This window comes from Aeromonas sp. FDAARGOS 1408 (assembly GCF_019048665.1).
GTDB classification, from domain to species: Bacteria; Pseudomonadota; Gammaproteobacteria; order Enterobacterales; family Aeromonadaceae; genus Aeromonas; species Aeromonas dhakensis.
Window position 1 is genome coordinate 2,727,149 of sequence record NZ_CP077394.1, and the last position, 13,074, is coordinate 2,740,222.

The 13,074-nt window shown below is 64.1% G+C and carries 10 protein-coding genes; 9 read left to right on the plus strand and 1 reads right to left on the minus strand.

Features of this window, described 5'->3' with window-relative positions:
- The first annotated feature begins 39 nt into the window (after positions 1–39).
- The 4 genes from I6L38_RS22735 to I6L38_RS12475 all read left to right on the plus strand — a co-directional run bounded on the left by I6L38_RS22735 (position 40) and on the right by I6L38_RS12475 (position 3,356).
- Complete coding sequence (locus I6L38_RS22735) at positions 40–165, plus strand: hypothetical protein (RefSeq protein WP_005303046.1); 126 nt, start codon at positions 40–42, stop codon at positions 163–165.
- Positions 162–1,505 (plus strand): APC family permease, encoded by a 1,344-nt coding sequence (locus I6L38_RS12465; RefSeq protein WP_005303048.1) that lies wholly within the window; start codon positions 162–164, stop codon positions 1,503–1,505. Before I6L38_RS22735 ends, I6L38_RS12465 begins: the two co-directional genes overlap by 4 nt.
- A 358-nt stretch (positions 1,506–1,863) precedes the next feature.
- Positions 1,864–2,013: a hypothetical protein gene (locus tag I6L38_RS12470; protein WP_017765716.1), complete on the plus strand. Its 150-nt coding sequence runs from the start codon at positions 1,864–1,866 to the stop codon at positions 2,011–2,013.
- On the plus strand, positions 2,013–3,356 hold the full coding sequence (locus I6L38_RS12475) for an APC family permease (RefSeq protein WP_005303054.1): 1,344 nt from the start codon (positions 2,013–2,015) through the stop codon (positions 3,354–3,356). The genes I6L38_RS12470 and I6L38_RS12475 overlap by 1 nt, the downstream gene beginning before the upstream one ends.
- Positions 3,357–3,449: 93 nt before the next feature.
- Here I6L38_RS12475 and I6L38_RS12480 read toward each other — a convergent pair whose 3' ends face one another.
- On the minus strand, positions 3,450–3,830 hold the full coding sequence (locus I6L38_RS12480) for a hypothetical protein (protein ID WP_065016932.1): 381 nt from the start codon (positions 3,828–3,830) through the stop codon (positions 3,450–3,452).
- A gap of 248 nt (positions 3,831–4,078) precedes the next feature.
- Here I6L38_RS12480 and I6L38_RS12485 point away from each other — a divergent pair, with 248 nt between their 5' ends.
- From I6L38_RS12485 to I6L38_RS12505, 5 genes are all read left to right on the plus strand, one after another.
- A complete protein-coding gene (locus tag I6L38_RS12485; protein WP_017780726.1) occupies positions 4,079–5,233 on the plus strand; it encodes a sodium:phosphate symporter in 1,155 nt (384 codons plus the stop codon).
- 159 nt (positions 5,234–5,392) lie between these two features.
- Complete coding sequence (locus tag I6L38_RS12490; RefSeq protein ID WP_010633350.1) at positions 5,393–5,863, plus strand: FKBP-type peptidyl-prolyl cis-trans isomerase; 471 nt, start codon at positions 5,393–5,395, stop codon at positions 5,861–5,863.
- A gap of 244 nt (positions 5,864–6,107) precedes the next feature.
- Positions 6,108–6,875, plus strand: coding sequence for a class III extradiol ring-cleavage dioxygenase (locus tag I6L38_RS12495; protein WP_017765719.1), 768 nt, complete (start codon positions 6,108–6,110; stop codon positions 6,873–6,875).
- A 236-nt stretch (positions 6,876–7,111) separates the two neighbouring features.
- Positions 7,112–11,995: a PAS domain S-box protein gene (locus I6L38_RS12500; RefSeq protein ID WP_216988552.1), complete on the plus strand. Its 4,884-nt coding sequence runs from the start codon at positions 7,112–7,114 to the stop codon at positions 11,993–11,995.
- Between the two features lie 11 nt (positions 11,996–12,006).
- A complete protein-coding gene (locus tag I6L38_RS12505; RefSeq protein ID WP_216988553.1) occupies positions 12,007–12,939 on the plus strand; it encodes a diguanylate cyclase in 933 nt (310 codons plus the stop codon).
- Positions 12,940–13,074 lie beyond the last annotated feature (135 nt).

A 13,074-nucleotide genomic window follows, 5' to 3' on the forward strand; every position in this document is an offset into this window, starting at 1 on the left:
TGCCATCTCACGACACCCGCTTCTCTAGTGAGGAACACCATGGGGTATTTCACTGCTTTCCTGCCGGCCCGCGCCGGTCTGCGCCGCCTTGCTGGCGCCCCCTATGCCCAGGTTGATGCCGTCAGCCTGATCCCTTCGGCCCGGATTGAGGGGAAAGCACAATGAATGCCCAACCCGTCGGCCTGAAAAAAAGCCTGAAGCTGTGGCACGTCGTCATCATGGGTCTGGCCTACCTGACCCCCATGGCGGTGTTTGACACCTTCGGCATCGTCACCGAAATCACCGAAGGCCATGTGCCCACCGCCTACCTGTTCGCCCTCATCGGCATGCTGTTCACCGCCATGAGCTACGGCCACCTGGTACGCAAGTTTCCCTCGGCAGGCTCCGCCTACACCTATGCCCAGAAGGTGTTCCACCCTTACGTGGGCTTCATGGTGGGCTGGGTCTCCCTGCTCGACTACATGTTCATGCCGATGATCAACATGCTGCTGGCCAAGATCTACATGGAGGCCCTGTTCCCGAGCGTGGAACCCTGGACCTACATCCTGGGGCTGGCCGCCGTCATGACCTTCCTGAACCTGCGCGGCATCAAGCTGGTGGCCAACTTCAACAGCCTGATCGTCATCATGCAGTTCAGCATCATCGCCGTCTTCATCGGCCTCATCGCCTGGGGTGTCTACCATGGCGAGGGGCTCGGCACGGTGGCGAGCAGCCGTCCCTTCTTCTCCGATCAGATGGCGGTGGCCCCCCTGCTCACCGGCGCCTCCATCCTCTGTCTGTCGTTCCTCGGCTTTGACGCCATCACCACCCTGTCGGAAGAGACGCCGAACGCGGATCGGGTGATCCCCCGCGCCATCGTGCTGACGGCGCTGATCGGCGGCGTGCTGTTCATCTCCGTCTCCTACTTCCTGCAGCTGTTCTTCCCGGACATCTCCCGCTTCCAGCAGCCGGATGCGGTACTGCCGGAGATCGCCCTCTATGTGGGCGGCAAGCTGTTCCAGGCGGTGGTGCTGGTCTGCACCACGGTGGCGGTGCTGGCCTCGGGGCTCGCCTCCCACGCCGGCGTGTCGCGCCTGCTCTACGTGATGGGACGGGATCGCGCCCTGCCGAGCCGCTTCTTCGCCTATATCCACCCGACCTGGCAGACCCCGGCGCTGAACGTGCTGCTGGTGGGGATCCTGGCCCTCTCGGCGGTGTCGTTCGATCTGGAGATGGCGCTAGCACTGATCAACTTCGGCGCCCTGGTGGCCTTCACCTTCGTCAATCTGGCGGTGATTGCCCACTTCTACGTCAAGCTCGGTCACAACAAGACGCTGCGGGATCACCTGATCTTCCTGCTGCTGCCCCTGTGCGGCGCCGCCTGCATCGGCGTGCTCTGGCTCAACCTGGAGCCGGCCTCCTTCGAGCTTGGGCTGATCTGGGCCGCCCTCGGCGCCCTCTATCTGCTGCTGCGCCTGACGGTGTTCCGGGTCCAGCTGCGCCGGCCCGAAACCGACGCCTCCTGAGCCCCCTTTTCATGACTACTGCGCCCGCCTTTCGCGGGCGTTTTTTTTACCCCTGTTCACCCGCCGTGACAGTGCCCTTCGCGCCAGAGCGGCTCCGCTCGCACCCCTGTCAGCACAGGCTGCCAGCCGGGGGCTCAACCCCGACCTGACCCAGGTCAACAAAATCCCCTGACGGGGGCATTTTTGCTTGTGTCCTCCCCCCCCTGAGGGCACAATACGCCGCCCCTGAGAGCCGATGTTTTTTGCAACATCGGTTCTTCGTTTTTAAGGGGTAAACCACATTCACCAAGAGGCCGGACTTTGTACCGGAATTGATACCGAGATTGCCAGGCAATCTCCCGACGTTGTGAGGAAATACATGGGGCATTTCATTGCTTTCCTGCCGGTCCCCGCCGGCGTGCGCCACTTGTCTGTGCCACAGACCGGCGCCCCCTGTGTCCAGCGACGCGCTGCGTCCCTGATCCCGTCCCCCTTCGCCGCCCTGGCGATCACAGAGGAGAAAGCGTGATGGCCGGTGCCAAGCTGCTCAAGACGCTCACCCTCTTCCAGGTAGTGGTGATGGGTCTGGCTTACCTCACACCCATGGCGGTATTCGATACCTTCGCCATCGTCGGTGACATTACCGAAGGCCGCGTCGCCACCGCCTATCTGCTGGCGCTCGGCGGCATCCTGCTGACCGCCATCAGCTACGGCCACCTGGTGCGCAAGTTCCCCTCCGCGGGCTCTGCCTATACCTACGCCCAGAAGGTGTTCAACCCCTACATCGGCTTCATGGTCGGCTGGTCTTCCCTGCTCGACTACATGTTCATGCCGATGATCAACATCCTGCTGGCCAAGATCTACCTGACCGCCATGTTCCCCGGCGTCGAGCCCTGGATCTTCATCTTCGGTCTGGTGACCGTGATGACCTTCCTCAACCTGCGCGGCATCAATCTGGTGGCCAACTTCAACGGCGTCATCGTCTTCATCCAGCTGGCCATCATCACCGTCTTCCTCGGCCTGATGGGCTGGGGCATCTATCAGGGTGAAGGGGCTGCAACCCTGCTGAGCAGCCGTCCGTTCCACTTCGAGTCGGCCGGCATGGTGCCGCTGTTCACCGGCGCGACCATTCTCTGCTTCTCGTTCCTGGGCTTCGACGGCTTGAGCTCGCTCTCCGAAGAGACCCCGAACGCCGGCAAGGTGATCCCGCGCGCCATCGTGCTGACCGCGCTCATCGGCGGCATCATCTTCGTCACCGTCTCCTACTTCCTGCAGCTCTACTTCCCGGATCTGGCCCGCTTCAAGGAGCCGGACGCCGTGCTGCCGGAGATCGCCCTCTACGTCGGCGGCACCCTGTTCCAGAGCGTGGTGCTGGTGTGCACCACGGTAGCCGTGCTGGCCTCCGGCATGGCCGCCCACGCCGGCGTGTCGCGCATCCTCTACGTGATGGGGCGCGATCGCATGATCCCGGAGCGGGTATTCGGCTACATCCACCCGAAATACCGCACCCCGGCCATCAACGTGCTGATGGTGGGCGCCCTGGCCCTCTCCGCGGTGTCGTTCGATCTGGACATGGCGCTGGCGCTGGTGAACTTCGGTGCCCTGGTGGCCTTCACCTTCGTCAACCTGTCGGTCATCGGTCAGTTCTGGGTGCGCGAGAAGCGCAACAAGAGCCTCAAGGAGCACCTGCTGTTCCTGCTGCTGCCGTTGCTGGGTGCCGCCACCATAGGCGCGCTCTGGATCAACCTGGAGCAGAGCTCGCTGGAGCTGGGCCTGATCTGGGCCGGCCTCGGCGTCACCTACCTGTTCCTGCGCCTCGCGGTGTTCCGCATCCCCTTCCGTCAGTACGAAGAGGCGGCCGACTCGCAGTAAGCGGCCAGCGCCAACCAAGCAGAAGGGGAGCCATGGCTCCCCTTCTTGCTGTGCACGCCGCGCTCGCGGCCCCACCTAGAGCGGGCAGGCTGATCAGCCCTGATTGATCACCGCGGTGGCAGCCGCCTTGAGCGGATCCTTGGCCACCGCCTTCACATCCTGCTGGGTCTGCTTGAGCTGCTGGCCGGCCTGATTGACCTTCTGCTGGGTCCCCTGCAGCTGGCTCTTGCCCTCCTTGAGGCCGGCGCTCTTCTGCTCCAGCACATCCGTGGTGTGCTTCTTCACCTCGGCCCCGGCCTTCTCTTTCTGCTGGCGCACCAGCTTGTCGGTATCACAGCGCCCCTTGACCCCCAGGGTCGCATTGAGCGCCTCGTTCTTCATTGCCTTGTCGAGGTTGCACTCGGATTTCAACACGCTCGCCTGGGCACCGACAGACAGCAGACCCAGTGACAGACACAACACCCATGCACGCATAACAACACCACGCTGGTTGAGATAAGAAAGACCGCAGCATAACGCCCTGTCCCCCGGCTGCAAGCCGTCAGACACATTCGCAGCCAAACGGGGCGAGATCCCGGCCCAGTCCGACACCTTCTGTCCCATCTCCCCCACCCGGCCATGTCATCAAATCATCACAAAAGTGTCACTTTGTCATATTTCTGTCATGGAGCCCTGCTGTAATGCGCCCGTCCATTTTCAAGCAGACTGTCCCAAGAGGCTTCATGCACAGCACCCCATCTTTTGCACAACAGCAGACCCGTCGTACTGGCCCACTGTTCAACTGGCTCGCTGTGATCACCCTGATCTACCTGATCCTGGTTGCCGTCGGCGCCGTCTCCCACGGCTTCAAGGGCTTCTCCGGCGGCGCCGAAGGCGCGGCCCAGATCTTCGCCTTTGCCAACAACCCCTTCGTCGCCCTGCTGCTCGGCATCCTGGCCACCGCGCTGGTGCAATCCTCCAGCACGGTCACCTCGGTGATCGTCGGTCTGGTAGCCGGCGGCCTGCCCATCGGCATGGCCATCCCCATGGTGATGGGCGCCAACCTCGGCACCACCATCACCAACACCATCGTCTCCCTCGGCCATATCCGGGATCGGGGCGAGTTTCGCCGCGCCTTTGCCGCCGCCACCGTGCATGACTTCTTCAACCTGCTGGCGGTGTTCATCTTCCTGCCGCTGGAGCTGATGTTCGGTCTGCTGCAAAAGAGTGCCGAGGCGCTGGCCACCCTGCTGGTAGGCTCCGCCGACATGTCGATGAAGGGGATGGATTTCATGAAGCCCCTCATCTCCCCGGCCCTCAACCTCATCGACGACCTGGTGGCCTTCTTGCCTGGTAAAGGGCCGGCCATCGCCACCATCGTCATCGGCATCCTGCTGATCCTCGGCTGCGTCACCTGGCTCGGCAAGGTGCTGCAACGGGTGCTGGTCGGCCGTGCCAAAGAGGTGCTGCACAAGGCGCTGGGCCGCGGCCCGCTGACCGGCATCGCCTCCGGCACCCTGGTTACCGTGATGGTGCAGTCCTCTTCCACCACCACCAGCCTGATGATCCCGCTGGCCGGCGGCGGCGTGTTCAGCACCCGTCAGCTCTACCCCTTCACCCTGGGCGCCAATATCGGCACCACCATCACCGCCCTGCTGGCCGCCACCGCCATCAGCGGTGCCGGGGCCAAGCTGGCGCTGACCATCGCCCTGGTGCACGTGCTGTTCAACCTGTTCGCCGTGGTGCTCATCTACGGGGTGCCCTTCCTGCGCGAGCTGCCGGTCAAGGCGGCCGAGGGGCTGGCCCGGGTCGGCAGCGAGAACAAGCTGCTGGCGCTCGGTTACGTGGCGGGCCTCTTCTTCGCCCTGCCCGCCCTGATGATGGTGGCCGCCAAGTAACGACCGCCCTGACGACGAGGGGGAGGCGCCAGTCGCCTCCCCCTGCTCATTTGCCCGTCCGGTCACATCCTGCCCCGCCCCGGCTCGCCCTGACGCCCCGGCTGGGATAAGATGCCGCACTCACTGCCCTCCCGGCATTTCACGACATAGGGATACCCGATGAAACTCGTTCTGATCGCGCTGCTGGTTGCCGGCGTCGCCTACTACTTCTACTCGAGCAGCAACAACAGGAAGCTGGCGGAAGAGAATGTGCGCAAGGGGGCCGAGTTCCTCGCCGCCAACAAGGAAAAACCCCTGGTGACCACCACCGCCTCCGGTCTGCAGTATGAAGTGCTGACCCCGGGCAGCGGCACCGTTCACCCCACCGCCACCAGCAAGGTGAAGGTGCACTACGAGGGCAAGCTGCTGGACGGCACCGTCTTCGACAGCTCGGTCGCCCGCGGCGAGCCCATCGAGTTCGGCCTCAACCAGGTGATCAAGGGCTGGACCGAAGGGGTACAGCTGATGGTGGAAGGGGAGAAGACCCGCTTCTACATCCCCGCCAACCTCGCCTACGGCGATCGCGCCGCCGGCAAGATCCCGCCGGGATCCGTTTTGATCTTCGACGTGGAGCTGCTGGGTATTCAGTAAATTGTTGAGGGCAGGCCTGTCGCCTGTCTGCTCCCCCAGGGCCGGCCACTGCGCCGGCCTTGTTATTGGTGATCCCCCTCCTTCCCACCCAACACTATCAACCAACAGTGAATAGTACTTATCCATCAAGCTGGATTGTTAACTCGCATCTCGGGGCAGATAATGACCATATCGTCAGCGGCATGTCGCCCTGGCCCACCGTTTTCGGTGCCCTGGCACCGGCACAACGCATATGGAGTCTGTCATGTCTATCGCCCCCGTCTGGTTCATCTCCCATGGCGCCCCGGATCTGGTTCTGCGCGACCAGCCGGCGACCCATTTCCTCAAAAATCTGCGCCTTGGCGATCTCAAGGGGCTGGTGGTCATCTCGGCCCACTGGTTTACCCGCAGCGAGCTGCAGATCAACGTCGAGCCCAATCCGGCCCTGATGTACGACTTCTACGGTTTCCCCGAGCCGCTCTACCACATCCGCTGGCCGGCCAGCAGCCCGCTCTGGTTGCAGGAGGCGGTGAGCGATCAGCTGCTGCTGGCGGGCCTGCCCGCCGAGCCGGTGCGCCGCGAGCTGGATCACGGGGTCTGGTCGCCGCTCTCGCTGATGGATCCCGCCAGCAGCGTCCCGCTGGTGCAGCTCTCCATCCCGGCCAGCTTCACCCCGCGCCAGCTGTGGCAGCTGGGGGAGGCGCTGCAGCAGCTGCGTGCCCAGGGGATCGGCATCCTGGCCTCCGGCGCCATCACCCACAACCTGCGGGCACTGGGGCCGGAAAACTCGCCGGTGCCGGGCTGGGCCCGCAGTTTCGTCGACTGGCTGGAGTTGACCATGGCCGAGGGTGACAGAGCGGCGCTGGAAGATTACCGCGCCCGCGCGCCTGGGGCGGTGGAATCCCATCCCCACGACGATCACCTGCGCCCGCTGTTCGTGGCGCTTGGCGCCGCCGGCCAGGACAAGCCCGTCAAGCTGCACGACAGCTGGGATGGCGGCAGCCTCTACATGGGCTCCTACCGCTTTGCATAGACGCGGCTGCCGTTCAGGCCAAGGCGTAGAGCAGGAGAATCGGATACAAACGCCTGCGATTAATGCTAAGTTATGTTGCAACTCATTTGATACCACTTGGGATCGACGCAGAGCGCCCCCCTTCGCGCTCTGCGTTTTGAATGCGGGATATCAGGGTTTACTTTCAATGCATTAACGCGACTCAATAGTCGTATCGGGTGTGCTCTACGTCATCAGCGAGGCAAGGAGGCTTCAGCTTGCGCAATCACCACCCCTTTTTAGGGTTGAACCGCAGTGCAGGCCTGGTATTGCTCATCGGCCTGCTGCTCTCCCTGCTCGGCACCCTCCTCCTCCATTACAGCAATAACAAGCAGGTGCAAGCCAGCATCACGGCGGCCACGGAGCACGTCGCAGATACCGTCAAGGCGCGACTCGATCTGTACCAATACGGTCTCAGAGGGGTACGTGGCGCCATCCTGACTGCCGGCGAGCATGCCTTCGACAACGAGGACTTCGTTCGTTACAGCCTGACCAGGGATGTGGACAGTGAATTCCCCGGTGCCCGGGGTTTTGGCTTCATCAGGCGAGTGAAGGATGCCGAGCTCGACGACTTCATCCTGCGCGCCCGACGAGATGGGCGGCCAGGTTTCACCCTTCAGCTGCTCTCGCCCTATCGGGGTGAACATTTCATCATCCAGTTTATCGAGCCGCTATCACGCAACAAGGCGGCCATCGGGCTGGACATCGCCTCGGAACCCTCACGCCGTGAGGCGGCCCTCGCCGCTATCCGCAGCGGCGAGGTACGGCTGACCCCCCCCATCACCCTGGTACAGGCCACGAGCAAGCCAAGGCAATCCTTTCTGATGCTGATGCCCATCTACCGCACCGTGACCACTCCAGCGACTCCCGAGGAGCGAGAGGCCGCCGGGTTTGGCTGGAGCTATACCCCCTTGCTGATGGAAGAGTTGCTGGACGCCCTGCATCTGGAGAGCCCGGCCTTTCACATCAGACTGATCGATGTGACCGACCCCCGGCATATCCAGCCCTTCTATACCAGTGCCATCGACCACGAGTCGCGCAATCCGCACCACATCACCATGTCCAGAGCCGCCGAGCGGGAAATTCATGGCCGCCGCTGGCAGATCAGGCTCGACGCCCACCCCCTGTTCGTGGCGCAGCTCAACCAGACCTCCCCCTATGTGGTGTTGTTCACCGGCGGCCTCTTCACTCTGCTGCTCACCCTGCTCGCGCGCATGCGGGCTCAGGGGCAACAGCAACGTCTGCAACTCATTGAGGAACAGGCCAGGCTGGCCGCCATCGTGGCCGGCGCCAGTGACGGCATCATCGCCAAGACCCTGAACGGCGTCATCGTAAGCTGGAACAAGGGGGCCGAAGATCTGTTCGGTTACCCGGCCGGCGAGGCGCTGACCCGTACCGACAGCGCGCTGTTTCAGACGGATCACGACAGCGCCAGCGAGAAAGCGCGGCTCGCCGACCTCAGGCAGGGCGTCCGGATCCCGAGCTTCTCCGCCCGGCGTCGCCACAGGGACGGCCATCTGCTGGATCTCTCCATCTCCATCGCCCCCATCTATGACCATAGGGGCAAGCTGGTCGGCACCTCAGAGACCATCCGGGACATCACGGCCCAGAAACAGGCAGAGGCCAAGATCCTGGAGCTCAACGCCAATCTGGAACATCAGGTGGCAGAGCGCACGGCTGAGCTGAGCAAGATCAACGTGTTATTGAGCAACGTCCTGCGCTCAGCCTCGGCAATCTCCATCATAGCGGCCGATCTCGAGGGCACCATCACCCTGTTCAACGAGGGGGCCGAGCAGCTGCTGGGATACAGCGCCGCCGACGTGGTCGGCAAGGAGACCCCCGGCATCTTCCACACCCGCGACGAGATGCAGGCCCGCAGCGTCGAGCTCAGCGCCCAGTTTGGCGAGCAGATCAGCGGCTTCCAGGTGTTCGTCTACAAGCCGGAACGGGAAGGGGCGGAGAGCCGGGAGTGGACCTATGTGCGCAAGGATGGCAGCCGCTTCCCCGTCACCCTGGTGATCACCGCCATCCGTGATGAACAGGGGCGCAGTCAGGGCTACCTTGGCATCGGCCTGGACATCACCGACAGCAAGGCGGCCGAGAAGAAGCTGGCCGAGAGTCTCGAGATCACCCGCGCCATCCTGGACACCGCCGTCAACCCCATCATGACCATGGATCCTGACGGCCGCATTCACTCCCTCAACCCGGCCGGTCAGACCGCCTTTGGCTATCAGGCCGGCGAGATCCAGGGCCGACAGGTGCAGACCCTGTTGCAAAGCAGCGATGAGCACGCGCTGGGTGAGGCCCCCCTCGGCACCCTCAGCGACAGCCAGCTGGCCGCCCTGATGGAGAGGGAGTTTATCGGACGGCGGCGCGATGGCAGCGAGTTCCCGCTGCAGATGTCGATCGGCCGGATGCAGGCGGCGGGCTCCAGCATGTTCGTCTGCATCATGACCGACATGACCCAGCAACTGGCCCAGCGCAACGAGATCCTGTCGACCCGCGATCAGCTGCAGATGGCGGCCGACGTGGCCGAGCTGGGGATCTGGTCATGGGAGCTCGGCAGCAACGCCCTGAGCTGGAACAACCGCATGTTCGAGCTCTACGATCTGCCGCTGACGCTCAGGGACGAGGGGCTCAACTACCAGCACTGGGCAAACAGGGTGCACCCGGACGATCTGGCGGCCACCACTGCCAGCCTGAACCGCGCCGTGGCCGGCACCGGCATCTACGACCCCGTCTTTCGGGTGATGCAGGACAACGGTGATCACCGTGTGATCCAGGCCGGGGCTAAAGTGGAGCGGGACAGCAGCGGTCAGGCGCTGCGCGTCATCGGCTTCAACCGTGACATCACCGCCCAGACCGAGCTGGAGTCCCGTCTGCTCTATGCCAAGGAGCAGGCAGATGCCGCCAGCCAGACCAAGTCCTCCTTCCTCGCCAACATGAGCCACGAGATCCGCACCCCCCTCAACGCCGTGCTCGGCATGTTGCAGCTGATCCAGTACACCGAGCTCACCGCCCGCCAGCTCGACTATGTGGTCAAGGCACACTCTGCGGCCAACTCCCTGCTGGGCTTGCTCAACGATATTCTCGACTACTCGAAGATCGAGGCCAGCAAGCTGCAGCTCGATCTGCACCCCTTCGACATCGAGCTGCTGATGCGGGACCTGGCCATCGTACTGGACGGCAACCAGCGCCAGAAAGAGATCGAGGTCATGTTCGATATCAACCCCCATCTGCCCAATCTCCTGATCGGTGACAGCATGCGCCTGCAGCAGGTGCTCACCAACCTGGCGGGCAATGCCCTCAAGTTCACCATCAAGGGCCAGGTGGTGATCACCATGGCGCTGCTGGCCCGCCATGAGCAGACGGTCACCATCCGCGTGGCCGTCACCGACAGCGGCATCGGCATCAGCGCCCACCAGCTGGAGCGCATCTTCGAGAGCTTCACCCAGGCCGAGGCCTCCACCACCCGTCGCTTCGGCGGCTCCGGGCTGGGGCTGGTGATCTGCAAACGCCTGCTCAAGCTGATGGGGGCAGAGCTGCGAGTCGAGAGTGAACCTGGCCGTGGCAGCCGCTTCTGGTTCGACATCACCCTGGCACAGGCCGCCCCCCAGTCTCTCAAGGAGGCCTGCCCGGACCTGGCACCGCCCCCCTACATTCTGGTGGTCGACGACAGCGAGCTGGCGGCAGAGCTGCTGCAACGCACCCTGCTGCAGCTCGGCTGGCAGGCCGAGCTGGTCCACTCGGGGGCAGAAGCCGTCCGCCGGGTCGGCGAGGCCCGTGCCCAGGGCCGTCCCTTCGACATAGTGCTGATGGACTGGAGCATGCCGGGCATGGATGGCCTGAACGCCGCCGCCCAGATCCGGCAACAGGCCGGGCAAGACCCAGCCCCCGGAGTCATCATGGTCACCGCCTACGGCCACGAGGTGTTCACCGAGTCGCACCAGTCGGGCGCCACCCCCTTCGTCAGCCTGCTGACCAAACCCGTGACTCCCAAGCAGCTGGCAGAGGCTATCTATCAGGCCCTCCATGGCCAGGACGCCGCGCCCGCTCTCCCTGCCCAGCACACCCGCCGGCTGAGTGGCCTCACCCTGCTGGTGGTGGAGGACAATCTGCTCAACCGCCAGGTCGCCTGCGAGTTGCTGAGCTGCGAAGGGGCCAGGGTGCTGCTGGCCGAATGCGGGCGGGACGGGGTGGCCATGGTGTTGCAGCAAGCCCCTTCGTTTGATGCCGTGCTGATCGACATGCAGATGCCGGATATTGACGGGCTGGAGGCCACCCGCCAGATCCGGGCCCACCCGCAGTTTGCCAACCTGCCCATCATCGCCATGACCGCCAACGCCTCGGAAGCGGATCGCCAGCTCTGCCTGGCTGCCGGCATGAATGAGCATGTGGGCAAGCCCATTGCCCTCGAACAGCTGGTCTCGACCCTGCTGGCCCAGCTTGGCAAGGCTGGCCAGCCAGCCCTTGCCCAGCCCCCGTCCCCCGCAGCCAGCGAAGCCCTGCTGGAGGCGGAATCCGTCATACGCCAGCGTTTTGACAACGATATCGAGCTGCTGCAACGGATCCTGAGCCTGTTCGGCCCCGACATGGCAGAACAGCTGGAGGCCTTGCACCAGGCCATCGCCGCTGGCCAGGTCACGGAGGCCTGTCGCATATTGCACGGGATCAAGGGCAGCGCCAGCACCATGGGGGCCTGCCGACTGGCCACCCTGGCCAAGGCGCAGGAGCAGGCCCTACTCCACGCCGACCAGCCGCAGGCCGCAGCGCTGCTGGCTGACGCCGGCTGGCTGCAGCTGTTGCAGGAGACGGTGCGGCTCAGCCTGGAGAGCCTCGAAAAAGCCTTCGCCCTGCCCCCCGACACCACCGCGCAGCCGGCCGATGATGCCTTGTCCCCCGCCGAATGGCGGGAGGCCATGCAGCGCATCCTGGCGCTGCTGGAAGATGGCAATCTGGCGGCGGTCGAGCTGACCGAGGCCCTGGCACCCAAGACGCCGCCGCAGCTGCACACCGCCTTTCGCCAGTTTGCCGGCCTGATCGACAACCTGGAGTTCGGCGCCGCCCTCAAGCTGGGACATGCCCTATGCGACAACCAATGATGGAGCCCAAGATGGTCCCCTGGAACCTGCCCACCAACCGTCGCCCCAAACTGCTGATCGTCGATGATCAGGCGATCAACATCAGGTTGCTGCACCAGCTCTTTCGCGAAGAGTGCGAGATCTTCATGGCGACCAGCGGGGAGCAGGCACTTGCCCTCTGCCGCAGCCTGCTGCCCGACCTTGTCTTGCTGGACGTCATCATGGACGGCATGAGCGGCCACGAGGTCTGCCAGCAACTCAAGGCGGATCCCGACACCCGGGACATTCCCGTCATCTTCGTCACGGCCCAGCAGGAGGAGACGGACGAAGAGTACGGCCTGTCCCTCGGCGCGGTGGATTTCATCAGCAAGCCCATCAGTCCCAACATCGTCAGGGCCAGGGTGAAGGCCCACATCACCCTCAAGCTGCAGGGGGACTTGCTGCGCAACCTGGCCATGCTTGACGGCCTCACCGGCATACCGAACCGGCGCCAGTTCGATGATGAGCTGATGCGGCAGTGGCGCCAGGGTTGCCGGGACAACACCCCCCTCTCCCTCATCATGCTCGATGTCGATTACTTCAAGCGCTACAACGACCGCTATGGCCATCAGGCCGGCGATCACTGCCTGCAGGCCATCGCCGCCGTGCTGGCCGAGCGGCTGGGCAGGCCGCACGATCTGGTGGCCCGCTACGGCGGCGAGGAGTTTGCCTGCGTGCTGCCCAACACCCCCCTGGCCAGCGCCGTCCATCTCGCCGACAGCATGTGCAGCGCCGTGCGCGAGCTGGCCATCGAGCACCTCGCCTCCGAGGTGGCCAGGGTGGTGACCATCTCCCTTGGCGTGGTCTGTACCATCCCCAGTCAGACCGGCACGCCACAACAGCTGCTGGAGGCGGCCGACCGCCAGCTCTACCGGGCCAAAGAGGCAGGACGGGCCAGAGTCGCCGCCGATGGCGAGGATGTATGAGTCCTCTGCCGTGCCTGCCCCCTGTCCAAATCAGGAGTTAGGGCGGGCAGTTAGCAGGCCGCTGGCGAGTCCCGTCCCGCCTGCGGCCTTGCCGTTTGCACTGACAAACTGCTGATTAAAGGTTCATTGTGCGCC